Source organism: Phenylobacterium aquaticum (assembly GCF_022695515.1).
Lineage (GTDB): Bacteria > Pseudomonadota > Alphaproteobacteria > Caulobacterales > Caulobacteraceae > Phenylobacterium > Phenylobacterium aquaticum.
The window spans coordinates 35,661-60,069 of record NZ_JALDPT010000035.1; the positions used below are offsets into that span (position 1 = coordinate 35,661).

Consider the following 24,409-nt stretch of genomic DNA (forward strand, 5'->3'; position numbering starts at 1 on the left):
GACTCAGAAGAAGACGCGCGGGTTCATGATCCGCTTGGGGTCCAGGCTTTGCCGGATCGCCGACAGCGCCGCAACCTCCACCGGGCTCTTATAGCGCCGGGCCTCCTCGGTCTTCATCGAACCCAGGCCGTGCTCGGCCGAGATCGAGCCCCCCATGCCGGCCACGATGTCATGGACGATGCGGCTGCCCTGGTCGCGCAGGGCCGAATGGGCGGCGTTGTCGCCCCCGTCCGGACGGATGACGTCATAGTGGATATTGCCGTCGCCGACGTGACCGAAGGCGGTGATCCGGCAGTTGGGGACCAGGGCCTCCATGGCCGCGCTGGCCTCGGCGATGAATCGCGCCACCTGGCTGACCGGCACGGAGATGTCGTGCTTCCAGGTCGCCCCTTCAGGCTTCTGGCCCGGCGACTGGTTCTCGCGGATCGACCAAAGGGCCTTGGCCTGGGCCTCGGTCTGGGCGACCACGGCGTCGCGGATCAGCCCGTCCTCCAGCCCCTGGCCCAGGAGCCGCTCCATGGCCGCCTCCGCCGCGCCCGGCTCGCCCGAGGCGATCTCGACCAGCACGTACCAGGGATGGACCTCGGCCAGCGGGTCGCGCTGGTTGGGAATGTTCTTCAGCACGAACTCGATCCCGCGCCGGCCCATCAGCTCGAAGGCCTCCACGGCCCCGCTCGCCGTCTCCTTGGCGCGGACCAGGAGCTGGATGGCGACATCCGGGCTGTCGACGGCGGCGATGGCCGTGGCGCGGCTGGCCAGGACCGGGAACAGCTTCAGGCTGGCGGCGGTGACCACGCCCAGCGTCCCCTCCCCGCCGATCAGGAGCTGCTTCAGGTCATAGCCGGTGTTGTCCTTGCGCAGGCGCTTCAGCCCGTTCCAGATCTCGCCATTCGGCAAGACGGCCTCCAGCCCCAGCACCAGGTCGCGCGTGGTCCCATAGCGCAGCACCTGGGTGCCGCCGGCATTGGTCGACACCACCCCGCCCACGGTCGCCGTGCCTTCGGAGGCCAGGCCCAGGGGGAAGCGGCGGCGCACGGCCGCGGCGGCCTCGTGGACGGCCGACAGCGTCACCCCGGCCTCGGCCACGATCACGTCGTCAAAGGCGTCGATGTCGCGGATCGTCCGCATCCGCTCGGTGGACAGCAGGATCTCGCCCTGGGGGATCTGGCCCCCGACCAGGCCGGTGTTGCCGCCCTGGGGCGTGATCGCCACCCCGGCCTCGGCGCAGATCCCGACCACCGCCGCAACGTCCGCCGTGGTCTTGGGCAGGACCAGCAGCGGCGTGGTCCCGGTCCAGCGGTCGCGCCATTCCAGCAGCTTGGGCGCCAAGCGGGCGGGATCGTCGCTCCAGCCGCCCTCGCCGAGCACGGCCTTCAGGCGGGACAGGACATCGGCGGGAACGGGCTTGGTCATGGTGAGAAATCTAGGCCCAGACGCAGCCCGCCGCCAGGGTCAGCCGACGTAGCCCGCCGCCCGCTTCAGCCGGTCATGGATCGCCTCGCCCAGGCCGTCTTGCGGAATGGGCGCGACCGCAATGGCCGTGGGGCGGGTGCGGTCCGCCGCACGGAGATAGGCGAACAGATTGGCGGCCGCCTCGCGCGGGTCGGCCGTCGGGCTGAGGTTCAGGACATTGCCCGTCACCGCGGTCGGACCAAAGGCGAGATAGGCCTCTCCGGGCTCAGGCGTCCGGACGTCGAGCCGCACCGGCGCCTCGGGCGAATAGTGGCGCGCCAGCCGGCCCGGCGAGCGCTTGGCGTCGTCCTGCGCCTCCGCCAGAGGGCCGATCACCGCCTCGATCTGGGCGCGGGTGACGGCGCCGGGCCGCAGCAGCCGGGGCTGGTCCAGCAGGGCGACGACGGTAGATTCCAGGCCCACGCGACAGGGCCCGCCGTCCAGGGCGGCGGCCGCGCTGACGCCGGTCTCGTCGACCGCGTCGGCATAGGTGGTCGGGCTCGGTCGCCCCGAACGGTTGGCCGAGGGCGCCACGACGGGCCCGCCGAAGGCCTGCAACAGGGCCTGGGCCACGGGATGGGCCGGGGCGCGCAGGGCCACCGTCTCCAGCCCCGCCCGGGCCAGGTCGCAGACCGGCGTGTCCGCGCGGATCGGCAGGACCAGGGTCAGGGGCCCCGGCCAGAAGGCCGCGGCCAGCTTGCGGGCGCGGTCGTCGAACACCGCCAACCGCTCTGCGGCGGCCAGGTCGGCCACATGGCTGATCAGGGGATTGAACCGCGGCCGGCCCTTGGCCTCATAGATCCTCGCCACCGCCACCGGGTTCGCGGCGTCGGCGCCCAGGCCATAGACCGTCTCGGTCGGCAGTATGACCAGATCGCCGGCGCGCAGGGCCGCGGCGGCCGCGGCTATTTCCGCGTCGCCGTGAGCTTCACGCTCACCTTCACCCCTGCCGGAATCTGATCGGTCGCCTGCCATTCGCCCTGTCCGACCCCGAAGGCCGTGCGGTCGAGGGTGGTTACACCGCTCATCCGCGCCTTGTCGCCGTCGATCTTCAGACGGAAGGGCAGGCTGAGCGGCTTGGTCACCCCGCGCAGGGTGAGCTTGCCCTTGGCGACATAGCGCTCCTCGCCGGTCTTCTCGAACCTGTCAGCCACGAAGGTCGCCTTGGGATGGCTGGCGGCGTCGAACCAGTCGGCCGAGGGCAGGCTGTCGTCGCGCTGGGCGTCGCCGGTCTTGATCGAGGCGATGTCGATCGAGACGCTGACCTTGGACTTGTCCAGTTGGTCAGGGCTGAAGGTGATGTCCGCCGTCCAGGTGTCGAACCGGCCCTCGATGGCCTGTCCGCCCCAGGTGGTGGCGAAGCCCAGAGTCGAGCCCGGCGCCACCGCCCAGTGCGAGAGGGGCTGAGGCGCAGCCATCGCGGCTGGCGCGGCGGCCGGAGCTGCGCCGGCGGCGGGTGCCGCAGACGCGGGCTTGGCCGCGGGCGCCTCGTCCATCTCCATCTCGTCATGGGCCGTGGGCGCGGCGGGCGCCGAGGCCGGCAGCGGCGGCTTCAGGAATTCGGCGAAGGCCAGCACCACCAGGGCGCCGCCGGCGATCGCCAGCAGCCGCGGGTCGAACCAGCGCCCGGGCTTGGCGCCCGGCGCCATGCGGGCCAGAACCGGCTGGTCGCGATCGAACAGCTGGTGCTTGAGCGCGCCGGCCACATGCAGGCCGATCAGCAGATAGGCGCCATAGGCCAGCCACTCATGGCTCTCATGGCCGAACTCCCGCCACCCGGTCTTGGCGGCGGGGGCGAGCTCGGCGATGCCGGGCACGTGCGGCCAGGGGATCACCCCGTAGAGCAGGGTCGGTATGGCGATGCGGCTCGCCGACACCATGATCCAGCCGGTGAGCGGCATGCCGATCATGATCACGTAGAAGCCGATATGGGTGATGTGGGCGAGCGCCCGCTCCCATCCGGTCAGGCCCACCATCGGCGGCGGCGGGTTGGCCAGCCGCCAGCCCAGCCGCGCCAGGCTGAGGAACAGGACGGTGATCCCCACCGACTTGTGCAGCTGGGTGAGCGCGAAGCCCAGCGGGGTGTGGAGATCATCCATCCGCCAGGCGAGCAGGATCTGCAGGACGATCGCCGCGGCGATCAGCCAGTGCAGGACGATGGCGACCGTCGAATAACGGTCCAGGCGCGATGCGGGCATCGGGGTCCTACTTCCTCACGAATTCGACGTCGAAGATCAGGTCCAGATCATCGCCCGCGAATTGACTCATGGTGGTCAGGCCGAAGTCCGACCGCTTGATATGGCCCGTCCCGGAAAATCCCATCCGGGTTCCAACGCCCAGCATGCCGGGCCCATAGCCGTTGAATGTGACGTCCAGCACCACCGGCTTGGTCACGCCCAGAAAGGTCAGGTCCCCGGTCAGGGTTCCGACCCCGTCGGTCGCCTCGGCCTTGCGGGCGACGAAGGTGATGGTCGGGTACTTGGCTGAGTTGAAATAGGACGGCCCGGCGATGGTCTTGTCGAAGTCGGGCAGGCCGGTGTTGATCGAGGCGGCGTCGATGGTGATCGCCGCCGGCGTCGTCGCCCAGTTGGCGGGATCAAGGGTGAAGCCGCCGTCCATCCGGTCGAAGCGCATGGTGAACTTCGAGAAGCCGCCCATGTGCGGGATCTTCACGATCAGGCTGGCGTGGCGCTTGTCGAGCCCATACTCGCCCTTGGGCGCCTGGGCCGGATCGCGCCCGACCGGATTGGCCAGGGCGGCGGTCGCCAGGCCAAACGTGAGCGCGACAGTTGCAATTAAAGTCCGCATTCGACGTCTGGCCCTTGCTGCAAAGCTTCGCCGCAGATGGTCGCGAGGCTATCGGGCGGAAAGGCGGCGGCGCGATCACGAAGCCGTGAGCTCCCGGTTTGCGGGCGCCGGCGATTCGGGCATGGTCCGGAAGGGGACGCGCCAGACGGACGGGGGAGACGGATTGAAATCGCTCATTGGGATCGGACTGGCCTGCGCGGCCCTGGCGGCCTGCGCGCCCAAGCCGATCACGCCGGAGGAGGCCGCCGCCCTGCGCCCCGCCGCCCCGCGCATCGCCGGGCTTTATGAGGGGGCCTGCAAGGCCTGCCACGCCAACGGAAACTCCGGCGCGCCCCTCACCCACGACCACGCCGCCTGGGCGCCCCGCTGGAAGCAGGGCGAGGGGGTCCTGCTGGACCATGTCGTCCAGGGCTACAAGGGCATGCCGGCGCTCGGCCAGTGCGTGGCCTGCCAGCCCGCCGATTTCCAGGCCCTGATCCGCTTCATGGCCGACCATGAGGGGGACGCGAAATGATCTCGCGACGCAACGCCCTGATCGCCGGCGGCGCCGGCGTGGTCGCCGTCGGCGCGGCCGGGGTCTACCAGGCGGGTCACGACAAGGCCGAACCGCCCGCCCCGCCCAGCCTCGACGCCCAGGGTCATCTGCTCTGGCGCAACTGGTCGGGCGTGCAGCACGCCTATCCGGCGAGCCGCGCCGCACCGGCCAGCGAGGCGGAACTCGCCGCCCTGATGGCCAAGGCCCAGGCCCCGATCCGCGCGGTCGGCGCCGGCCACTCCTTCACCGGCCTCGTGCCCACAGACGGAACCCTGGTCTCCCTGGATCGGCTGACCGGGATCGCCGGCTGGGAGGGGGACGAGGCCCGGGTCTGGACCGGCACGCGGCTGGGCGCGCTCGGTCCCGCGCTCGCCGAGCACGGCCGGGCCATGGCCAATCTGCCGGACATCAACAAGCAGTCCCTGGGCGGGGCCATGGGCACCGGCACCCACGGGGCGGGCAAGACCCTGCGCGCCATCCACGGCGACGCCACGGCGCTGCGGCTCGTCACCGCCGCGGGCAAGGTGATCGAGGCCGACGCCCAGCGGAACGCCGAGATCTTCAACGCCGCGCGGGTGTCGATGGGCTCGCTGGGGGTTATCTCCCAGGCCCGGCTGCGCACCACCGCCAACCGTCGCCTGCACCGCCGGGTCTGGGCCGAGGATTTCGAGGCCGCCTGCGACCAGGCCGAGGGGCGCTGGGCCCAGCACCGCAACTTCGAGTTCTACGCCATCCCCTTCACCGGCATGGCCGCCAATATCAGCCATGACGAGACCGACGCCCCGGCCATCGCCCGCGGCCCCGACACCGACACCGGCATACTGGAGATCCTGCGCAAGATCCGGAACCTGCTGGGCTTCTCCACCCCGCTGCGCAAGGCGCTCGGCCACGCCCTGATCTCAACCGCCAAGCCCGAGGAGGCGATCGACGAGGGCTGGAAGCTGCTCTCCACCGAGCGGCCGGTGCGGTTCAACGAGATGGAGTACCACCTGCCGGTCGAGACCCAGATCCCGGCGCTGAAGGAAGTGGTGGCCGCCATCGAGGCCCATCGCCCGGACGTGTTCTTCCCGATCGAGGTCCGCCGCATCGCCGCCGACGACGCCTGGCTGTCGCCGTTCCAGGGCGCGCCCCGCGGCTCGGTCGCCATCCACGCCTATTACAAGGACGACTACGCCTTCCTGTTCACCCTGATCGAGCCGATCCTGCGCCGGCACGGGGGCCGGCCGCACTGGGGCAAGCTGCACAGCCTGAAGGCCGCCGAGCTCTCCGCCCTCTATCCGAACTGGAAGGACTTCCTGGAGGTCCGCCGCGAACTGGATCCGGAGGGCCGGATGCTGAACCCCTACATGAAGGCCCTGTTCGGGGTCTGACGCCCCAAACTACAACGCCGCCCCGAGGGGGCGGCGTTGGGTGGTCCGTTGGCTCCGGATCTCAGAACTTCTGGCCGAAGCTCAGCGAGATCGTGCGCGGCTGGTTCGGCACGATATAGGGGCGTTGGCAGTAGAGCGACCGGCACTCGGTATAGCGATAGACGTCGCCCCGCTTGTCGAAGGCGTTGAGCACTGCGAGCTCAACCTTCCAGGTGTCATGATCCAGACCCGCCGACAGGTCCAAGGCGCCGAACGCGCGCTGGCGCCCGGTGAACGCGCTTTCGTCCAGGGGAAGCACGGCGCTGCTGGAGCTTTGATACATCGCCGAGCCCTGCACGTGGGCGGTGAAGTCGCCCCATGGGAATTCATAGCGGGCCGTGACGTTCGCCTTGACCTTCGGCGTGATGGGAAGCCTCGTGCCGCTCGGCGCCTTGGGCGAGGCGCAGGTCGTCACGGGCCGTCCGGTCACCGGGTCTGTTTCATCGCAGTAGTCGCTCTTCAGCTGGGCGTCGGTATAGGCCGCGGCCCCATTGATGGTCAGCCCCTGGACCGGCGTAGCCCACGCCAGATCCGTCTCCACGCCCTGGACCCGCGCCTGCGGCGCGTTGACGATTTCAGTGAAGGAGTTCGGCCCCAGGAACGAATACTGGAAGTCTTTCCAGTCCTCGTAATAGACCGCGCCGTTCCAACGCAGGGAATTGTCGGCCCACTGGGTCTTCCAACCGGCCTCGTAATTATAGACATAGTCGGAGCTGTAGGGCGGTCGCGATCCCCGGCGATTGATGCCGCCCGGCCGGAAGCCCTGGGAGTAGGTCACATAGACCATCTTACCGTCGGCGACCTTGTAGTTCAGGTTGGCCTTATAGGTCTCCCCGGTCTCCTTCACGCGCTTGTCGAGATTGGTGCATGGGCCGGCGCCGACACTGTTGGGCGCGAAGCACTTGGCTTCACCGGTCTTGGAGCTGAAGCCGCTGCCGAACCCGAAGAAGCCCCGCAGGCTGTTGTCCGTCTTGAAGGCCCGCACGCCGCCGGTGAAGGTCAGCTTCGGGGTGATGTCGAAATAGAGCTCGCCGAACGCGGCGTAGTCGCGATCGATCCGCAGCTGCTCGGTCAGCCACAGCGTATCCTTCCAGCCGGTCACACTGATGGCCGGATCGATGCCCGTGATCTGGTAGTTCTGCTCGATGAAGTGCGTCTGCCGCTGCTGGAAGCCGCCGACCACGAAGCGCAGGCGTTGGTCCTGCGGCGACGACAGGCGGATTTCGTTGGAGACGCGCGTGAAGTGATCGCGCCCGGTGATCCGCTGGGTGGGATCGATGACCTTGCCGCTGGCGTCGGTGATGTAGGCGCCGGACCCGAACAGGGTGTCGTAGAAATAGGAATAGTCAGTGTAGTCCGAGTGACTGTCGATCCGGCGATCCATATAGCCGCCGGTGTAGACCAGATCGAAATCGCTGACCTTGCCCTGGACCGTCATCGCCGCCTGGTACCAACGATCGTGGTTGTCCTCGGGCAGGAAGTGACTGACCTTGAGGTCGCCGACACTCGGGTCATAGGCGAACACGCCGTGCGACTTGGTGTCCTGGGTCATGAAGGTCGGACGGACCGTCCAGCTGTCGTTCAGATCGACCCGTAGGGCGACGCGCGCACCCTTGGTGTCGACGGTGTTGTAGTCCTTCTGAACCTTGCTGGCGTTGTTGATGGTCACGCCCGAGACGGGATAGGTGAGGGTCCCCGGCACATTGTCGATATAGCCGGCGTCGTGCTCATCCCAGGCCACCATGCGGATGGCGACCTTGTCGTTGACCGGGATGTTGACCATCCCCTCGGCGACGTAGCCTGTGCCGCCGTGATCGACGGAATTGACCTTCAGGTCATAGCTGCCCTTGAAGACGCCCAATTCCGGCGGGTTGGTGATGATCCGCAGGGTCCCCGCCTGGGAGCTGGCGCCATAGAGCGTGCCCTGCGGTCCGGCCAGGGCCTCGACGCGGGCGATGTCATAGACGTGCAGGTCCAGCGCCCCGCCGATCGTGGTGATCGGCTGCTCGTCGAGATAGGTCCCGACGCTCGGCTGGGAGCCGGAGTGGTTGGCGTTGGCCCCCGAGGCGATGCCGCGCATATAGACCGTTGCGCCGCCCGGCTGCGCGCTCTGGGCCGCCACGCTGGGCAGGAACTTCACATAGTCATTGAAGTTCTCGACGTGCAGCTGCTCGAGCTTTTTGGTCGAGAAGGCGGTGACGGCCACCGGCACGCTCTGAAGGTTCTCTTCCTTCTTCTGCGCGGTGACGACGATCTCTTCCACGGTCGGACCGGCCGCGGCGTCGGCCGCGAACGCCGCGGGGACGCCCGCCAGCATGCTGGTGGCCAAGAGCGCCGCACCGAAGGCCGTGCGGCCGCGAGTATGCCCACTCATCGAAAAACCCCTCATGAATCCGCTCCGTAATCTCGGAGACACAGCCCTGACATCAAGCCGTCACAGCGCTCCGCAGCCCCATGCCTGTCAAGCTTACGGATGCGTCATCTTGGCGGCTGTGGCGCCGGCGCATCAGATGTGAGGCGGGAACTCCGGGACCTCCGGATAGGCGTCCAGCACCGGCCCAAGGGCGGTTTTCAGCGGCCCGAGCCAGGGTTCGTAGTGCTTCCACTGCTCCAGGCCGTCGGTGAAGATCGGGCGACGCACCTGTTCGGAGCTGGCGGTCCGCACCGCCCGGTCGTTCTCGTAGAACTTCAGGCAGCCCGGCTCGAAGGGCAGTGCGCAATAATCGAGCAGCCGGCGCACCTCCGTCTCCGGATCGGCGACCATCGCTTCGTAGATCACCCTGTGGACCCGGCCTGGCAGAACCGAATCAAAGTGGGCCATCAGGGCCACATAGTCGGCGTAGTAGCGGCCCAGGTCGGTGAGGTCATAGGTGAAGCCCTGGCCCCGGGCGAAGTGCTGCTTGAACCCCGAGAAGCAGCAGCCCAGCGGATGGCGGCGCGCGTCGATGATCTTGGCGTTCGGCAGGATCAGATGGATCAGCCCCACATGGGCGTAGTTGTTGGGCATCTTGTCGATGAACAGCGGCCGGCCGAGCTTCCGCTGCGGCGCGGTGCGGGCCAGATACTCCTCGCCGAGCGCACGCGCGGTCTCGACGTCGACGTCCGCCAGCATGTCCGGATAGGCCGAGGGTTCGCCCTTGCGGGACCGGCCGCCCAGCCGCTTGGCGATGGCCGGCAGGTCGGGCAGCTCCATGGTCCCTTCGATTTGGGAATGGCTGGCCAGGATCTGCTCGATCAGGGTCGATCCGGCCCGCGGAAGGCCCAGGATGAAGATCGGATCCGGCGCCGGACTGCCGAACCCTTCCCGCGCCGCGAAAAACTCAGGGGTGAACAGGGCCCGGGCGCGGCGCAGATAGGCGCTGGTCTCGTCGGCGTCATAGTCCAGGGTCTGCTTCCGCAGGGCGTTGCCGGCCGCGTAGGACGCGAAGGAAGCGGCATAGTCGGCCCGGTCCTCCAGGGCCTTGCCCAGGCTGAACTCCAGATGGAAGCGGTCCTCGTCGGAGATGTCGCTCCGCGCCAGCTGGGCGCGCATGGCCGCGAGGTCGGCGTCGGAGAACCGCACGGTCTTCAGATTGGCCAGGCTCCACCAGGCCTCTCCCAGGCTGGGCAGCTGCTCCAGGGCCTTGCGATAGGCGGCGATGGCGTCGTCCTGGCGGCCCACGGTCTTGAGCGCATGGCCATAGCTCATCCAGCCCTTGGGCTGGGTCGGATAGTCGGCCAGCAACGGCTCATAGACCGCGATCGCCCGCGCATATTCCCCGAGCTGGCTGAGCGCGGCGGCCTGCAGGTTGCGATAGCTGGGATTGGCCGGGTCGGCCTTCTGCAGGGTCTCGATCTCGGCCAGGGCCTCGCCGACCTTGGTCTGGCGGTAGAGCACGATGGCCAGATTGTGCCGGGCGGCGGTGAAGCCGGGCGCCAGCTCCAGGCAGCGGACCAGCAGGGCCTCGGCGTCCTCGTAGCGACCCAGCCGGGTAGCGACCTCGGCCAGCATGCGGATGGCGGCGATCTCGGTCGGCCGCGCCTTGAGGAGTTCGCGCAAGCTGTGCTCGGCCACCGCCAGCCGCCCCTCGACCAGGGCGGCGCCGGCCTCCATCAGTACCGGGTCGGCGATGGCGCAGCCCAGCTGCCGGGCCTCGGCCTCGTCGGCGCCGCGGCTGTCGCCCAGCATCCGCCGCTGTTGCGCCAGCACGCCCCAGGCCGCCGACAGATCCGGCTTCAGGGCCACGGCCTGGCTGAGCGCCCGTTCGCCGCCCCGGCTGTCGCCGGCCTCGATCCGCGCCAGCCCGAGCTCCAGATGCGCCACCGCCCACTTCGGCTGGCTCCGCGCCAGCGGCTCCAAGGTCGCCAGGGCGGCCGACGCCTGGCCCTGATAGCGTTGCGCCCGCGCCATCAGCAGCAGGGCGGCGGGGTGTCCGGGCACGGCGTTCAGGATCTCGCGGGCCTGCAGTTCCGCCAGGTCCGGGCGGGCCTCCAGCATCCGCTCGGTGCGGGCCAGGGCGGCCTCGAGGCTGCCGGTCGGGGCGTCGGTCACGGGTGAGGCTCGCGGGTCATCGGGACGGATCAATCACGGGCCGGCCGCCCCTGTCAAATCGCCCCGTCCACCGTCAGGGCCAGCAGGGCGAAACTGGCCAGCCAGTGCTCGCCCATATAGTCGCCGGCCACATGCGGCAGGCTGGCGGCCAGATGCCGCTCGGCGGCGGCCAGGGCGACCGGTCGCACGGGATCCTGGGGATCGAGGCTTCCGGCGATCGCGCGCCAGCACCAGGCCCGGCTGAGGTTCAGGCCGTCGAGATGGGCGATCTTGCCGTCGCTGCGGTCGCTGACCGTGGCGGGCGCGAACAGGGTGGCCGGCGCCTGGCGGGCGGCGTCGGGCAGGAAGGCGGCGAACCAGACGCGGAAATCGTCGGGCGCCATCAGCCGCCGCATGCATTCCGCCTCCATCAGGGCCGGCGACAGGAAGTCGTCGCCGGACGGCTCCCAGGCCTGGCACCCCTTGTCGGCGCCGTACCAGCTGAGCGCCGTCTCGCGCAGCAGGGCTTCCAGATCCACATCTCCGGCCGCGGTCGCATAGTCGTGGGCGAGCGCCACGGCGAAGGCGGTGGAGGAATGCACACCGGTGCGCACCGGATAGGTCGCCTTGGGCAGGAAGGCCTTGAACCGGTCCGCGAAGGCCCCGGCCAGCGGCGCCAGGCGATCGGCCCAGGGGGCGTCCCGGTGCGCGATCAGCTCGGCCTGCAGCTTGAGCAGCCAGCCCCAGCCATACGGCCGCTCGAACCCCCGCGCCGTCGGCCGCTCCAGATAGGCGCGCTCGGCCTCGACCTTCTCGGGCGTGAAGGCGTCGGCGAACAGGGCGTCGATGGCCGCGGCCTCGGCCATGTCCGGGTGCAGGCGGCGCAGGGTCGCCAGCAGCCAGTAGCCGTGGACGCAGGAGTGCCAGTCGAAGCTGCCATAGAAGATCGGATGCTGGTCGATCGGATCGCCGTGGTCGCCGGGACCGGCGTTCACATGGTCGAGCTTGTTGGGGTACTGGCGCGTGACGTGGCCCAGCGCGATGCGCGCGAAGGCGGCGGCGGTCTCCCGCGTCAGGCGGTCAGGCGCGGAAGGCGAGGACATACATCAGCACCATATTGATCAGCAGCATCGCGACGGCGGTCGGGATCTGGGCCCGGATCACCCCATAGCGGTCCTTCAACTCCAGCAGGGCCGAGGGCACCAGATTGAAATTGGCGGCCAGCGGCGTCGACAGCGTGCCGCAGAACCCCGACAGCATGCCGATGGAGCAGACCACCGCCGGATCGCCGCCGAACCTGTGGATCAGGAACGGCAGGGCCACCCCCGCCGTCATCACCGGAAAGGCCGCGAAGGCGTTGCCCATCAGCAGGGTGAAGCCCGCCATGCCCAGGCAATAGACCGCCACAGCCACCAGCTTGGTGTCCATCGGGATCCAGGTGGTGACCAGGCCGCCGATCACCTGCCCGACCCCGGCCAGCGCAAAGACCGCGCCCAGCGCCGCCAGCATCTGGGGCAGCAGCGCCGCCCAGCCCACCGTGTCCATCAGCCGGCGGCCCTCCTGCAGGGGCGCGCTGAGCGGTTGGCGCAGCAGGAGAAGCGCCGCGATCACGGCGATCACCGCGCCGAGCGCCAGCGAGATCAGGGTGGTCTGCTTGGGATCGAACAGGGGCTGGCCCGAGACGGAGACGTGCTTCAGCACCAGGGTCCCGAACAGCACCACCGCCGGCACGATCAGGGCCGGGACGAACAGCTTGTCGCCCAGCCGCTGGGCGCTGCCGAACTTCTCGGCCGGCGTGGGGCCGGCCGGCGCCCCCTGCCCCAGCTTGCCGATCCCGGCGATGACCGCGAGCGCCAGGACCAGCACCCCATTGCCCAGGTCGCCGAGATAATCCCCCGCCAGGAAACTCAGGGCGAACAGCCCCCAGAAGGCGCCGTTGCGCCAGCGCTTGGGATTGTTCGCGTCGCGGACGCTGAGCAGCGCATAGGCGGCGAACACCAGGCCCGCCAGCAGATAGACCAGGCTGAGCTTGATCATTGGCCCGCCTCCGGCGCGCCGCCTCGGGCGATCTTCCGCCCGAACAGGATCAGTCGCGCCCCATGCACCAGGAAGGCGGCGATCGCCGTCGGGATCGCCCATAGCGACAGGTGCAGCGGCTCCATGACGATCCCGCTCTGGGCCAGGAAACCGACCATCAGCAGGATCGACCCTATGGCCAGGAAGATGTCCTCGCCGAACAGCAGGCCGACATTGTCCGTCGCCGCCGTGAAGGCGCGGATCGACTCGCGGCGCTCATCGTCCAGAGGGCCGCCCCGGGCCTCGGCGGCGGCCTCCGCCATGGGCGCCACCAGGGGCCGCACGGTCTGGGCCTGGCCGGCGATCGAGGTCAGGCCGAGCGCCGAGGTCAGCTGGCGAAACAGGAGATAGCCAATCAGCAGCCGGGGCAGGGTCACGGCCCGGAAGCCGGAGATCACCGCCCGCGCCCGTTCCTGCAGCCCCGCCCGTTCCAGCACCCCGATCACCGGCAGGATCAGCCAGGCGGCGCTGACATAGCGGTTCTCGTTGAAGGCCTTGCCGAAGGCGCTCAGCACCTCGACCAGGGAATGGCCGGCCAGCAGCCCGGTCACCAGGGCCGAGGCCACCACCACCAAGAGCGGATTGAGGCCGATGGCGAACCCCGCCACCACCACCGCCACCCCCAACAGGATCAGCATGCCTCGTCCCCCAGCCCGACTCGCGCGCGACGCCGTGACGATAGGCCAAGGCCGCCTTCACGCGACACTAAGCATTGCGGAGCCCAATAGGGACATGAGCTTTCACCGCGCGCGCATGTCGATCGCCGCCTCCCCGGGCGTCCGGGCCCCAGCGCCGTGATCCTCGGCGTCATCCAGGCCCGCATGTCCTCCAGCCGCCTGCCCGGCAAGGTGATGGCCGACCTGCTCGGTGAGCCGATGATCGGCCGGCAGATCGAGCGCCTGCGGCGTTCCAAACGCCTGGACCAGCTGGTGCTGGCCACCAGCCAGGACGCCTCTGACGACCCCGTCGCGGCCTATTGCGAGACGGTGGGCCTGACCGTGGTGCGCGGCCCCCTCGCCGACGTGCTGGCCCGTTTCGCCCTGGCGGCGGACGCCTTTCCCCAAGCCAAGACCCTGGTGCGCCTGACCGCCGACTGCCCCCTGACCGACTGGCGGGTGCTGGACGCCCTGATCGACCGGCTGGTCGAGACGGGCGCCGACTACGCCAACAACACCATGCCGAAGCGGACATTCCCGCACGGCCTGGACGTCGAGGCCATGACCATCGCCGCCTTCCGCGCCGCCGCCGCGGAGGCCACGGACGCCTATGACCGCGAGCACGTGACGCCCTTCATCTACCGCCAGCCTGACCGTTTCCGCCTGGCGACCCTGACCCGCGAGCCATCTCTCGCCCACCTGCGCTGGACCGTGGACTATCCGGAAGACCTGGACTTGGTCCGCCACGTCTATGGCGCGCTCTACGCCCAGGACCCGGATTTCGGGACCGAGGCGATCGCCGCCCTGGCCTGGAACAGCTCCAAGGCAGCCGTCTAGCCGACCTCGAACCCCCGGGCTCTCAGCCGCGCCAGGCTCGTCTCGCGCACCGCCGCCCAGTCGCGGGCGAGCAGGCCCAACCCCACCACGTCGCGCGGCTCGCCGCCCTTCCAGACATGGGCGCGATACAGCGCCTCGCGCTGGAAGCCGAAGCTCTCGTGCATCTTCCAGACGGCCTCGTTCTCGACCAGCACTTCGCAGCAGAGCTTGTTCAGGCCAAGCGCGCCGAACACATGCTCGATCACCCAGACCTCGACAAAGGCCCCGACGCCCTTGCCGCGCACCGAGGGGCTGGCGAGGTAATAGGCCCAGCTGCACTTGCGGTTCTCGGCCGAGATATCGACCAGATTGGCTAGGCCCACCGGCTCGCCGTCCAGCTCGATGATCCAGTAGCGGCGGGCGGGATCGACCAGGGCGCCGGCCATGAACCGCCCGTGCTCCTCGGGCGTGATCACATGGTCGGAATACATCCAGCGCGCCACCTCGGGCTGGTTGCGCCAGGCCAGCATCCTGGCGGCGTCAGCGAAGGTGGCCGGCCGCAGGCGCACATCGACGGGCTCGGTCATGGCGACGCTCCCAAGGGCGAACTCTTCGGAGGCAACCTCGCTCATCCTGAGGCGCCGCGCCACTGTCCGAACGGCTAGGTGTCGAAGCGGAAGGCCGCGCCGTCGCGCTTCACATGGCCCGCGGTGGGCGCGGCGAAGTGGGTGCCAATCACCAGGACCGGCTGGTCGGCCACCTCGGCGAACACGCCCATCCGCATGACGGCCGAGCCCTGGGGATCGCTGTCGAAGGGCGGCGACCACTCGGGATGAGCCAGCTGGCAGGGATGGTGGACCATGTCGCCGGTGATCAGGGCGCGCTGCCCCTCCGACTCGATGGCCACGCTGACATGGCCCGGCGTGTGGCCGGGCGTGGGCACGAGCCGCAGCTCGGCCGAGATGCGGTGGTCCATTTCCACCAGGTCCACCAGGCCGGCGTCGAACACCGGCTGGATGGAATCGGCCAGGATGGTCTGCTGGTCGGCGTCGCCCTCGGCGCTCCAGTGGGCATGCTCCGCCCGGCCGATCAGGTAGCGGGCCTTGGGGAAGGTCGGAACCCACTTGCCGTCTTCCAGCATGGTGTTCCAGCCGACATGGTCCACATGCAGGTGGGTGCAGACCACCGCGTCGACGCCCTCCCGCGTCCAGCCGGCTTCGGCGAACCGGGCCAGGAAGTCGGTCGACAGCGCCTGGCCGCCGACCAGGCTGCGCGGCCGATCGTTGCCGATGCAGGTATCGACCACCAGCCGCACCCCCGGCGCCTCGACCAGCAGGGCGTGGATCGACAGCCGCAGATGCCCGTCCTCGGTCACATAGTTCGGATAGAGCCAGGGGATCTGGCGCAGGGCCTCCGGCGTCGCCTCGGCCAGAAAGGGCCGCTTGGCGCTGTAGGGCACCGGCAGCTCGATCTCGACGATCCGCGTGACCGTGACCGCGCCGATCTTCCAGCTGAGCATCCTAGCGCAGGGTCGCGTTGAGCTTGGCCAGCACGCCCGAGCCGGGGATCAGGGCCTGATCGGCCAGCTGGTTCAGCGGGGTGTCCACCGTCTCCAGGGCCTCGTGCAGGTCATTGGCCTCGGGGTCCACATAGAGCAGGCCGGTGACGATCTCGCCGGCCGCCTGGCGCTGGGCCAGATAGCTCATGGCCGCGATCCGGTCGGTGGGGTCGTAATGCGCCGACAGCTTGTGCAGCGACAGGACCGATCCGTCATGCTGGGTCACCTGAACCGTCGTGCCGGGCGCATAGTCCACATGGATCGGGTCGCGCGGCGAGACGACGTCCAGCCGGTTCACGCTCTCATTGTGCTCGCGCACATAGTCGTAGCTCTTGGTCGAGCCCGAGTGATTGTTGAACTGGACGCAGGGACTGACCGTGTCGATGAAGGCTGCGCCCTTGTGGCTCAGCGCCGCCTTGATCAGCGGCACCAGCTGGGCCTTGTCGCCCGAGAACGAGCGGGCCACGAAGGTCGCGCCAAGCTGCAGGGCCACGCTGACAAGGTCGATGGCGCTGTCGTGATTGACCACGCCCTTCTTGGACTTCGAGCCCTTGTCCGAGGTGGCCGAGAACTGGCCCTTGGTCAGGCCATAGACCCCGTTGTTCTCGACGATATAGGTCATGTTGACCCCGCGCCGGACCGCGTGCGCGAACTGGCCGAAACCGATCGAGGCGCTATCGCCGTCGCCGGAGACGCCCAGATAGATCAGCTCGCGATTGGCGAGATTGGCGCCGGTCAGCACCGAGGGCATCCGCCCGTGGACGGTGTTGAAGCCGTGGCTGGCGCCCAGGAAATAGTCCGGCGTCTTGGACGAACAGCCGATGCCCGACAACTTGGCGACGCGGTGCGGCGGCAGGTCGAGCTCATAGCAGGCCTGGATGATCGCCGCCGAGATCGAGTCGTGGCCGCAGCCGGCGCAGAGCGTCGAGACCGAGCCCTCATAGTCGCGCCGGGTGAAGCCGAGCTCGTTGGGAACCAGGCTGGGGTGATGCAGCCTGGGCTTGGCCAGATAGGTCATTCGGCGGCCTCCGGGACGGTCTTGCGCGCGGGCGACGGCGCGGCCCCGCCCAGCAGTCCGGCCATTTCCTTGACGATGAAGCGGGCGGTGATCGGGGTGCCGTCATAGTGCAGCACCGGGATCAGCTTGGCCGGGTCCACATCGCCCTCATTGACGATCAGGGTGCGCAGCTGGGCGTCGCGGTTCTGCTCGACCACGAACACCCGGTCATGGGCGGCGATGAAGTCATAGACCTCGGCCGAGAACGGGAAGGCCCGCACCCGCATCGCGTCCACATGCTGGCCCTGGGCCTCGAGCAGTTCCAGCGCCTCATGCATGGCCGGCGTCGTCGAGCCGAAATAGATCACCCCGGTGCGGGTGGCCTTCTTCGCGTCGCGGCGCACGGGGCCCGGCACGATCTGGGCGGCGGTGTCGAACTTGCGCAGCAGCCTTTGCACGTTGTCGACATAGACGCTCCCCTCCTCGCTGTAGCGGGCATAGGGATTGCGCGAGGTGCCGCGGGTGAAATAGGCGCCCTTGTTCGGGTGGACGCCCGGATAGGTGCGATAGGGAATGCCGTCGCCGTCGACCTCCAGATAGCGGCCGAATTCGCGGCCCGCCTCCAGCTCATCATGGGTCATGACCTTGCCGCGGTCGAGCTTGCGGCTGTCGTCCCACTTGAAGGGCTCGGTCAGCCACTCGTTCATGCCGATGTCGAGGTCGAGCATGACGAAGATGGTGGTCTGCAGCCGGTCGGCGAGGTCGAAGGCCAGAGCCCCGAACTCGAAGCATTCGCCCGGATCCTGCGGCAGCAGCATGGGGTGCTTGGTGTCGCCATGGCTGGCGTAGGCCGCGCCCAGCAGGTCGGCCTGCTGCGTCCGGGTCGGCATGCCGGTGGACGGCCCGCCCCGCTGCACATCGAAGATCACCGCCGGGATTTCGGCGAAGTAGCTCAGCCCGATGAACTCGGTCATCAGCGAGACGCCGGGCCCCGAGGTGGCGGTGAAGGCCCGCGCCCCGTTCCAGCCCGCGCCGACCACCATGCCGATCGAGGCGATCTCGTCCTCGGCCTGGACGATGGCGTAACGCGCCTTGCCGGTCTCCGGATCGGTCCGGTACTCCTGGCAGAATTCGGTGAAGGCCTCGGCCAGGGAGGTCGATGGCGTGATCGGGTACCAGGCGCAGACCGTGGCCCCGCCATAGACCGCGCCCAGGCCGGCGGCCATGTTGCCCTCGACATAGATCCGGTCGCCGACCCCGTCGGCGCGGCGCACCTGCAGGCCCAGCGGCCCGTGGTTCTCCAGCACATAGTCGCGGCCCATGTGCAGGGCCTCGACATTGGCCTTGATCAGCCGGTCCTTGCCGGCGAACTGCTCGGCCAGCAGCTGCTCGATGACTGCGATCTCGATGCCCAGCAGGGCGGCCAGCGCGCCGACATAGATGGTGTTCTTGAACAGCTGGCGCTCGCGTGGAACCGAATAGCGCGTGTTACACATGGCGGTCAGAGGCACGCCCACCACCGTGATGTCCGGGCGGAACTTCGACGCCGGCAGCGGCTTGGTGGAATCGTAGAACAGGTAGCCGCCGGGTTCGATCTCGGCGAGATCCTTGTCCCAGGTCTGCGGGTTCATCGCGACCATCATGTCGACCCCGCCGCGACGGCCCAGATGGCCGGCGCCGGTGACCCGCACCTCGTACCAGGTCGGCAGGCCCTGGATGTTGGACGGGAAGATGTTGCGCGCCGCCACCGGCACGCCCATCCGCAGCACCGACTTGGCGAACATCGCGTTGGCGCTGGCCGAGCCCGAGCCGTTGACGTTGGCGAACTTGACGACGAAGTCGTTGGTGAGGGTCAGCGGGCCTGACATGCGCCGCCTCCCACATCGCTCGCGTGGCTCATTTCCAATGTGAATCTCTGCATGTCCCAGGCGCCCGTCGGGCACCGCTCCGCGCACAGCCCGCAGTGCAGGCAAACATCCTCGTCCTTGACCATCACCCGGCCGGTCTTCAGCTCGGCCGAGACCATCAGGGCCTGGTCTAGATTGAGCGCCGGGGCCTTGAGGCGACCGCGCAGGTCCTCCTCCTCGCCATTGTCGGTGAAGGTGATGCAGTCCACCGGGCAGATGTCGACGCAGGCGTCGCACTCGATGCACAGCGGCTCGGCGAACACCGTCTGGACGTCACAGTTCAGGCAGCGCTGGGCCTCGGCCAGGCCCTGCTTGAGGTCGAAGCCGAGCTCGACCTCGATCTTCACGTCCTTCAGCGCCTCGACCTTCTCGCGCAGCGGCACCCGGAAGCGCTGATCATTGGAGATGTCGTTGTCGTAGGACCACTCGTGGATGCCCATCTTCTGGCTGACCAGATTGGTCATCGGCGGCGGACGGTCGGTGAGGTCCCCGCCCTGGCAGAAGCGGTCGATGGAGACCGCCGCCTCGTGGCCCTGGGCCACGGCCCAGATGATGTTCTTGGGCCCGAAGGCCGCGTCGCCGCCGAAGAACACGCCCGGCCGCGTCGACTGGAAGGTCACCGGATCGACCTTGGGCATGCCCCATTCGTCGAACTCCAGCCCCAGGTCGCGCTCGATCCAGGGGAAGGCGTTTTCCTGACCCACGGCCACCAGCACGTCGTCGCACTCATAGTGCTGATCGGGCGCGCCGGTCGGCAGCAGCTTGCGCCGGCCCTTCTCGTCAAAGGTCGCGGCCACTTCCTCGAACAGCACCCCGGTCAGCTTGCCGTCCTTGTGGGTGAATTCCTTGGGCACGAGGAAGTTGAGGATCGGAATGTCCTCGTGGATCGCGTCTTCCTTCTCCCAGGGGCTGGCCTTCATCTCGTCGAAGCCGGAGCGGACGATGACCTTGACGTCCTCGCCCCCCAGCCGGCGCGAGGTGCGGCAGCAGTCCATGGCGGTGTTGCCGCCGCCCAGCACGATCACCCGGCGGCCGATCTTTTCGATATGGCCGAAGGACACCGAGCTCAGCCAGTCGATGCCGATATGGATATTGGCCGCGGCTCCTGGCGGCCCGGCAGGTCCAGGTCGCGGCCGCGCGGCGCGCCGGTGCCGACGAAGACGGCGTCATAGCCCTCGCCCAGGAGGGCGCCGAGGCTGTCGATCCGCTGGCCGAAGCGCATGTCCAGGCCCAGATCGGCGATATAGCCGACCTCCTCGTCGATCACTTCCTCGGGCAGACGGAACCGCGGGATCTGGCTTCGGATCATGCCGCCGCCCTTGGCCTCAGCGTCATAGACCACGACGTGATAGCCGAGCGGGGCGAGATCGCGGGCGACGGTCAGGGCCGCGGGGCCTGCGCCCACCAGGGCCACCCGCTTGCCGTTCGGCGCGGCGACCGTCGGCATCCGGGCCGAGACGTCGGACTTGTTGTCGGCGGCCACCCGCTTCAGGCGGCAGATGGCGACGGGCTCGTCCTCCACCCGGCCGCGCCGGCAGGCGGGCTCGCACGGCCGGTCGCAGGTCCGCCCGAGGATCCCCGGGAAGACGTTCGACTTCCAATTGACCATGTAGGCGTCCGAGTATCGCCCATCGGCGATCAGACGGATGTATTCGGGGACGGGCGTATGGGCCGGACAGGCCCACTGGCAATCTACGACCTTGTGAAAATAGTCAGGCCCGTCGGTACTGGTGCGCTGCAAAACCCTAATCCTCCCGGGACGCTCTACTCCCGGGACGACAAAAGCCCGCTCGCGGACCGACAAGCGGTCCGACGATGGCTGAGCCTGCGCCCCGGCGCGGCGATGACCGCCATCTAAGTCCTGATTGAGGGCCCCGCCAACCCGCTTTCTGTACGCGACCCACTCTGCCGCGGGGTCAATTCCTCAGTTGCGGCCTGGACTCAGGCGCGGGGAGCAGATCACCTTCGCCAATATTGTGGCGGGGGCTGTCGCACCGATGCGGATTCTGGTGACGGGCGCCTATGGTCTGATCGGCGGCCGCGTCACCGCGCGCCTCCTGGCCGAGGGGCATGAGGTCACAGGCGTCGGCCGCCATGTGGCCGCCGCCGCCCGAAGCCTTCCCCAGGTCCGGTGGATCGAGGCCGATCTCGCCCGATGGCGGGAAGGCGACTGGGCGCCGCATCTCGCCGATATCGACGCGGTGGTGAACTGCGCCGGCGCCCTGCAGGATGGTCCGACCGACAATCTGGTCGCCGTCCATCTGACCGGACCGCTCAGCTTGGGGCGCGCCTGCGTCACGGCAGGGGTGCGCCGGTTCGTCCAGATCTCCGCCGCCGGCGTCGCGCACGGCCAGGACGCCTTCAGCCGCACCAAGCGCGAGGGGGATGAGGCCCTGGCCGGCCTCGACCTCGACTGGACCATCCTGCGCCCCGCCCTGGTGCTCGCGCCCGTGGCCTATGGCGGCAGCGCCCTGCTGCGGGCCCTGGCGGCGGTCCCGTTCGTGATCCCGGCGGTCCATGCCCGGGCGGTAACCCAGGTGGTCGCGGTCGACGACATCGCCCTGGCCGTGGCCCGCGCCCTGGCGCCCGACGCCCCGATGCGGCGGATCATCGACCTGGGCGCCTCGGCCGAGACCACCCTGGCCGAGGTGCTGATCGGTCTGCGGGCCTGGCTGGGCCTGCCGCCGGCGCCGGTCCTCGACCTGCCCCCGCTCGTCGCCCGGATCGCGGCGACCGGCGCCGACGCCCTGGCCTGGCTCGGCTGGCGCAGTCCCTTGCGGTCGGCGACGCTTGGCCAGCTGGCGCGGGGCGTCCGGATCCGCCCCGGCGAGGCGGAGCGCGCGCTGGGCTTCGCGCCGAAGGACCTGTCCCAGGCCCTGGCGGCGATGCCGGCCGGGGTTCAGGAACGGTGGTTCGCGCGCCTCTATGCTCTCAAGCCCGTCATCCTGGCGGGCCTGGCCGGCTTCTGGATCGTCTCCGGCGCGGTGGGCCTGGCCGAGATCCCGGCCGCCACCGCCGTCCTGGCCGCCTCCCACTTCCCGCCCGCGGCCGCGACGCCGGCCGTCATCGGCGGCGCCCTGGCCGACATCGCCCTGGGATTGCTCGCCTGCGTCAGGTCCACGGCGGCCTTCGCCCTCTGGGGCATGATCCTGGTCACCGGCGGCTACATGGTCGGGGCCACGCTCTGGCGACCCGACCTGTGGGCCGATCCCATGGGCCCCTTGGTGAAGACCCTGCCCGCCGCACTCCTGGCCCTGGTCGCGCTGGCCCTGCTGGAGGACCGATGAGCCTCTATCTGCTGCTCAAGGCGCTCCACATTCTGGGCGCGACGGTGCTGTTCGGGACCGGAACCGGCATCGCCTTCTTCATGCTGATGGCCCATCGCACCGGCGATCCGCGGATCGTGGCCCACACCGCCGGGGTCGTGGTGCTTGGCGATACGATCTTCACGGCGACCGCCGTCGTCCTTCAGCCGGTGACGGGCGCGCTCCTCGCCCACCTCGCCGGCTGGCCGCTGTCCACCGGCTGGATCGCCGCAAGTCTCGGCCTCTACGTCCTCACCGGTCTCTTCTGGCTTCCGGTCGTCTGGATCCAGCTGCGCCTTCGCGATCTCGCCCGGGCGGCGGCGTCGCAGGGCGAGCTGCTTCCCGCCGCCTATCACCGCCTGTGGCGCCTGTGGTTCGCGGCAGGTTTTCCCGCATTTGGCGCGGTCCTGGGAATAATCTGGCTGATGGTGGCGAAACCTGACCTCTGAAGGGGTCGTGTCTCCCGCGTCACATTATGGTCAATAATGCGTGAAGACGGCCCCGGAACGGAGGAATCTGCTTTGGAAAAACCCTTGTCCGCGTCAGGGTTTTCGCACTCGCCGATGAGTGAGCCTCCAGCCCCGGGAGCCGCGTCATGTCCAATCCTTTCGAGATCACCGCCCCGCAAGTGGCGGACATTGAACTGCACGACGCCGTCCCGTCGCCTTTCGACGCCTCGGGCGAGGATGACGCCGAAGCCCTGCTGCACGCCGAGATCAACGGCCGGCGCGCCGCCGCGGAAAACCCCACGGCCCTGCGTCTGGCCCGCGCGCTCTAAATCAGCCGCTCATCCCCGCGAAGGCGAGGACACAAGCTGAGTTGGAATTTCGCGGCCAATTTCATGACTGAACTTTAGCCCGCTTGGGTCCCCGCCTTCGCGGGGATGCGCGGCGTTTGGCGGGCGCCCGGAAAAGCCGCATCGCGCGCCACCCCCTTCAGAAGCCCTCGCCCGCCCAGCCCTCCGGCGCCATGATCGCCCCATGGCCTTCCACCAGACCGCCGGCGCCCAGCGCTATGTCTTCGCCGATCTGCGCGAGCTGATGGCCAAGGCGACGCCGCCGCGGTCCGGCGACGCCCTGGCGGGACTGGCGGCCGCCACCGCCCAGGAGAATATCGCCGCCAAGCTCGCCCTCGCCGACCTGCCGCTCAAGGCCCTGCTGGCCGACCCGCCGGTCGACTACGACGGCGACGAGGTCACCCGCCTGATTTGCGACACCCATGACGCGGCGGCCTTCGCGCCCGTCGCCGCCCTGACGGTCGGCGAATTCCGCGAATTCCTGCTGGCCGAGACCACCACGGGCGAGACCCTGCGCCGCCTGTCGCCCGGGATCACGCCGGAGATGGCGGCGGCGGTGTCCAAGATCATGCGCAACCAGGACCTGATCGCCGTGGCCCGCAAGATCCGGGTGGTGACCCGGTTCCGCAACACGCTCGGCCTGACAGGGACCCTATCGGTGCGGCTGCAGCCCAACCATCCCACCGACGATCCGGCCGGCGTCACCGCCTCCATCCTCGACGGCCTGATGTACGGCTGCGGCGACGCGGTGATCGGGATCAATCCGGCGTCGGACAGCCTGGCCGCCATCGGCGATCTGCTGCGCCTGACCGACGGGATCATCCGCCGCTTCGAGATCCCGACCCAGTCCTGCATCCTGGGCCACGTCACCAGCTCCATCGAACTGATCGAACGCGGCGCGCCCGTCGACCTGGTCTTCCAGTCGATCGCGGGGACGGAGGCCGCCAACGCCAGCTTCGGCGTGACGCTCGCCCTGCTGAAGGAAGGCCGCGAGGCGGCGCTGTCCCTGGGGCGCGGGACAGTCGGCGACAATGTCATGTACTTCGAGACCGGCCAGGGCTCGGCGCTCTCGGCCGGCGCCCATCACGGGGTCGATCAGCAGACGCTCGAGGCCCGCGCCTATGCGGTCGCCCGCGCCTTCGACCCCCTGCTGGTCAATACGGTCGTGGGCTTCATCGGCCCGGAATATCTCTATGACGGCAAGGAGATCATCCGCGCCGGCCTGGAGGACCACTTCTGCGGCAAGCTGCTCGGCGCGCCCATGGGCTGCGACGTCTGCTACACCAACCACGCCGAGGCCGATCAGGACGACATGGACAATCTCCTGACCCTGCTGGCGGCGGCGGGGATCAATTTCATCATGGGCGTGCCCGGCGCCGACGACGTGATGCTGAACTACCAGTCCACCTCCTTCCACGACGCCCTCTATGTGCGCGAGGTGTTCGGCCTGAAGCGGGCGCCCGAGTTCGAGGCCTGGCTGGAAGGCCTGAAGATCACCGGCCCCGACGGGCGGCTCGCCCCGCGCAGCGCCGGCCACCCGCTGCTGGCGGCCGTCTGATGGCCGAGCCCCCCGACCGCGCGCGG

Annotated in this window: 22 protein-coding genes; 7 read left to right on the forward strand and 15 right to left on the reverse strand. The window is 69.2% G+C overall.

Features of this window, described 5'->3' with window-relative positions:
- Nucleotides 1-3 precede the first annotated feature (3 nt).
- From MQH10_RS21040 to MQH10_RS21055, 4 genes are read right to left on the reverse strand one after another with little or no spacing between them, the layout of a single operon-like run.
- Complete coding sequence (locus MQH10_RS21040; protein WP_242565943.1) at nt 4-1,413, reverse strand: FAD-binding oxidoreductase; 1,410 nt, start codon at nt 1,411-1,413, stop codon at nt 4-6.
- Between the two features lie 39 nt (nt 1,414-1,452).
- Nucleotides 1,453-2,427, reverse strand: a complete 975-nt coding sequence (locus MQH10_RS21045; RefSeq protein WP_242565944.1) for an L-threonylcarbamoyladenylate synthase — start codon at nt 2,425-2,427, stop codon at nt 1,453-1,455.
- Nucleotides 2,358-3,650: a YceI family protein gene (locus tag MQH10_RS21050; protein ID WP_242565945.1), complete on the reverse strand. Its 1,293-nt coding sequence runs from the start codon at nt 3,648-3,650 to the stop codon at nt 2,358-2,360. The genes MQH10_RS21045 and MQH10_RS21050 overlap by 70 nt, the downstream gene beginning before the upstream one ends.
- A gap of 7 nt (nt 3,651-3,657) precedes the next feature.
- On the reverse strand, nt 3,658-4,260 hold the full coding sequence (locus MQH10_RS21055; RefSeq protein ID WP_242565946.1) for a YceI family protein: 603 nt from the start codon (nt 4,258-4,260) through the stop codon (nt 3,658-3,660).
- 163 nt (nt 4,261-4,423) lie between these two features.
- Between MQH10_RS21055 and MQH10_RS21060 the strand changes: the two genes are divergently transcribed.
- Together MQH10_RS21060 and MQH10_RS21065 are read left to right on the forward strand one after the other, a co-directional pair.
- On the forward strand, nt 4,424-4,774 hold the full coding sequence (locus tag MQH10_RS21060) for a c-type cytochrome (protein ID WP_242565947.1): 351 nt from the start codon (nt 4,424-4,426) through the stop codon (nt 4,772-4,774).
- Entirely contained in the window at nt 4,771-6,165 is a 1,395-nt protein-coding gene (locus MQH10_RS21065; RefSeq protein ID WP_242565948.1) for a D-arabinono-1,4-lactone oxidase, read from the forward strand. Before MQH10_RS21060 ends, MQH10_RS21065 begins: the two co-directional genes overlap by 4 nt.
- Nucleotides 6,166-6,226: 61 nt before the next feature.
- On the opposite strand, the gene MQH10_RS21070 is transcribed toward MQH10_RS21065, so the two are convergent.
- The 5 genes from MQH10_RS21070 to MQH10_RS21090 form a co-directional block, all read right to left on the reverse strand.
- Nucleotides 6,227-8,578: a TonB-dependent receptor gene (locus MQH10_RS21070; RefSeq protein ID WP_242565949.1), complete on the reverse strand. Its 2,352-nt coding sequence runs from the start codon at nt 8,576-8,578 to the stop codon at nt 6,227-6,229.
- 132 nt (nt 8,579-8,710) lie between these two features.
- Nucleotides 8,711-10,681 carry a tetratricopeptide repeat-containing sulfotransferase family protein gene (locus MQH10_RS21075; RefSeq protein ID WP_242565965.1) on the reverse strand — a complete coding sequence of 657 codons (1,971 nt, stop codon included), beginning with the start codon at nt 10,679-10,681 and terminating at the stop codon, nt 8,711-8,713.
- A 107-nt stretch (nt 10,682-10,788) separates the two neighbouring features.
- Nucleotides 10,789-11,817, reverse strand: a complete 1,029-nt coding sequence (locus tag MQH10_RS21080; protein WP_242565950.1) for a DUF2891 domain-containing protein — start codon at nt 11,815-11,817, stop codon at nt 10,789-10,791.
- Nucleotides 11,795-12,751: a DUF979 domain-containing protein gene (locus MQH10_RS21085; RefSeq protein WP_242565951.1), complete on the reverse strand. Its 957-nt coding sequence runs from the start codon at nt 12,749-12,751 to the stop codon at nt 11,795-11,797. The genes MQH10_RS21080 and MQH10_RS21085 overlap by 23 nt, the downstream gene beginning before the upstream one ends.
- The gene (locus MQH10_RS21090; protein WP_242565952.1) at nt 12,748-13,428 is read right to left on the reverse strand and encodes a DUF969 domain-containing protein; all 681 of its coding nucleotides are present in this window, start codon (nt 13,426-13,428) and stop codon (nt 12,748-12,750) included. The genes MQH10_RS21085 and MQH10_RS21090 overlap by 4 nt, the downstream gene beginning before the upstream one ends.
- 156 nt (nt 13,429-13,584) lie before the next feature.
- Here MQH10_RS21090 and MQH10_RS21095 point away from each other — a divergent pair, with 156 nt between their 5' ends.
- Nucleotides 13,585-14,283, forward strand: a complete 699-nt coding sequence (locus MQH10_RS21095; RefSeq protein ID WP_242565953.1) for a cytidylyltransferase domain-containing protein — start codon at nt 13,585-13,587, stop codon at nt 14,281-14,283.
- Here MQH10_RS21095 and pseH read toward each other — a convergent pair.
- The 6 genes from pseH to MQH10_RS21125 all read right to left on the reverse strand — a co-directional run bounded on the left by pseH (nt 14,280) and on the right by MQH10_RS21125 (nt 20,465).
- Nucleotides 14,280-14,849, reverse strand: a complete 570-nt coding sequence (gene pseH / locus MQH10_RS21100) for a UDP-4-amino-4,6-dideoxy-N-acetyl-beta-L-altrosamine N-acetyltransferase (protein ID WP_242565954.1) — start codon at nt 14,847-14,849, stop codon at nt 14,280-14,282. The genes MQH10_RS21095 and pseH overlap by 4 nt on opposite strands.
- Before the next feature lie 74 nt (nt 14,850-14,923).
- Entirely contained in the window at nt 14,924-15,781 is an 858-nt protein-coding gene (locus MQH10_RS21105; protein ID WP_242565955.1) for an MBL fold metallo-hydrolase, read from the reverse strand.
- A 1-nt stretch (nt 15,782) separates the two neighbouring features.
- Nucleotides 15,783-16,838 (reverse strand): 2-oxoacid:ferredoxin oxidoreductase subunit beta, encoded by a 1,056-nt coding sequence (locus MQH10_RS21110; RefSeq protein WP_242565956.1) that lies wholly within the window; start codon nt 16,836-16,838, stop codon nt 15,783-15,785.
- The gene (locus MQH10_RS21115; RefSeq protein WP_242565957.1) at nt 16,835-18,685 is read right to left on the reverse strand and encodes a 2-oxoacid:acceptor oxidoreductase subunit alpha; all 1,851 of its coding nucleotides are present in this window, start codon (nt 18,683-18,685) and stop codon (nt 16,835-16,837) included. Before MQH10_RS21115 ends, MQH10_RS21110 begins: the two co-directional genes overlap by 4 nt.
- A complete protein-coding gene (locus tag MQH10_RS21120; RefSeq protein WP_242565958.1) occupies nt 18,670-19,785 on the reverse strand; it encodes an FAD-dependent oxidoreductase in 1,116 nt (371 codons plus the stop codon). Before MQH10_RS21120 ends, MQH10_RS21115 begins: the two co-directional genes overlap by 16 nt.
- A 5-nt stretch (nt 19,786-19,790) precedes the next feature.
- Nucleotides 19,791-20,465, reverse strand: coding sequence for an NAD(P)-binding protein (locus MQH10_RS21125; protein ID WP_242565959.1), 675 nt, complete (start codon nt 20,463-20,465; stop codon nt 19,791-19,793).
- Nucleotides 20,466-20,721: 256 nt separating this feature from the next.
- Here MQH10_RS21125 and MQH10_RS21130 point away from each other — a divergent pair, with 256 nt between their 5' ends.
- The 4 genes from MQH10_RS21130 (at nt 20,722) to MQH10_RS21145 (ending at nt 24,383) form a co-directional block, all read left to right on the forward strand.
- Nucleotides 20,722-22,011 carry an SDR family oxidoreductase gene (locus MQH10_RS21130; RefSeq protein WP_242565960.1) on the forward strand — a complete coding sequence of 430 codons (1,290 nt, stop codon included), beginning with the start codon at nt 20,722-20,724 and terminating at the stop codon, nt 22,009-22,011.
- Nucleotides 22,008-22,478, forward strand: a complete 471-nt coding sequence (locus tag MQH10_RS21135; protein WP_242565961.1) for a DUF2269 family protein — start codon at nt 22,008-22,010, stop codon at nt 22,476-22,478. Before MQH10_RS21130 ends, MQH10_RS21135 begins: the two co-directional genes overlap by 4 nt.
- Before the next feature lie 146 nt (nt 22,479-22,624).
- Complete coding sequence (locus MQH10_RS21140; protein WP_242565962.1) at nt 22,625-22,807, forward strand: hypothetical protein; 183 nt, start codon at nt 22,625-22,627, stop codon at nt 22,805-22,807.
- A gap of 202 nt (nt 22,808-23,009) precedes the next feature.
- A complete protein-coding gene (locus MQH10_RS21145; protein ID WP_242565963.1) occupies nt 23,010-24,383 on the forward strand; it encodes an ethanolamine ammonia-lyase subunit EutB in 1,374 nt (457 codons plus the stop codon).
- Nucleotides 24,384-24,409 lie beyond the last annotated feature (26 nt).

Coding starts and splice junctions, on each gene's coding strand:
- MQH10_RS21040 (WP_242565943.1), bottom strand. CDS start 1,413: ATGACCAAGCCCGTTCCCGCCGATGTCCTGTCCCGCCTGAAGGCCGTG.
- MQH10_RS21045 (WP_242565944.1), bottom strand. CDS start 2,427: ATGGCAGGCGACCGATCAGATTCCGGCAGGGGTGAAGGTGAGCGTGAA.
- MQH10_RS21050 (WP_242565945.1), bottom strand. CDS start 3,650: ATGCCCGCATCGCGCCTGGACCGTTATTCGACGGTCGCCATCGTCCTG.
- MQH10_RS21055 (WP_242565946.1), bottom strand. CDS start 4,260: ATGCGGACTTTAATTGCAACTGTCGCGCTCACGTTTGGCCTGGCGACC.
- MQH10_RS21065 (WP_242565948.1), top strand. CDS start 4,771: ATGATCTCGCGACGCAACGCCCTGATCGCCGGCGGCGCCGGCGTGGTC.
- MQH10_RS21070 (WP_242565949.1), bottom strand. CDS start 8,578: ATGAGTGGGCATACTCGCGGCCGCACGGCCTTCGGTGCGGCGCTCTTG.
- MQH10_RS21075 (WP_242565965.1), bottom strand. CDS start 10,681: ATGCTGGAGGCCCGCCCGGACCTGGCGGAACTGCAGGCCCGCGAGATC.
- MQH10_RS21080 (WP_242565950.1), bottom strand. CDS start 11,817: ATGTCCTCGCCTTCCGCGCCTGACCGCCTGACGCGGGAGACCGCCGCC.
- MQH10_RS21085 (WP_242565951.1), bottom strand. CDS start 12,751: ATGATCAAGCTCAGCCTGGTCTATCTGCTGGCGGGCCTGGTGTTCGCC.
- MQH10_RS21090 (WP_242565952.1), bottom strand. CDS start 13,428: ATGCTGATCCTGTTGGGGGTGGCGGTGGTGGTGGCGGGGTTCGCCATC.
- pseH (WP_242565954.1), bottom strand. CDS start 14,849: ATGACCGAGCCCGTCGATGTGCGCCTGCGGCCGGCCACCTTCGCTGAC.
- MQH10_RS21105 (WP_242565955.1), bottom strand. CDS start 15,781: ATGCTCAGCTGGAAGATCGGCGCGGTCACGGTCACGCGGATCGTCGAG.
- MQH10_RS21110 (WP_242565956.1), bottom strand. CDS start 16,838: ATGACCTATCTGGCCAAGCCCAGGCTGCATCACCCCAGCCTGGTTCCC.
- MQH10_RS21115 (WP_242565957.1), bottom strand. CDS start 18,685: ATGTCAGGCCCGCTGACCCTCACCAACGACTTCGTCGTCAAGTTCGCC.
- MQH10_RS21130 (WP_242565960.1), top strand. CDS start 20,722: ATGCGGATTCTGGTGACGGGCGCCTATGGTCTGATCGGCGGCCGCGTC.
- MQH10_RS21135 (WP_242565961.1), top strand. CDS start 22,008: ATGAGCCTCTATCTGCTGCTCAAGGCGCTCCACATTCTGGGCGCGACG.
- MQH10_RS21140 (WP_242565962.1), top strand. CDS start 22,625: ATGTCCAATCCTTTCGAGATCACCGCCCCGCAAGTGGCGGACATTGAA.
- MQH10_RS21145 (WP_242565963.1), top strand. CDS start 23,010: ATGGCCTTCCACCAGACCGCCGGCGCCCAGCGCTATGTCTTCGCCGAT.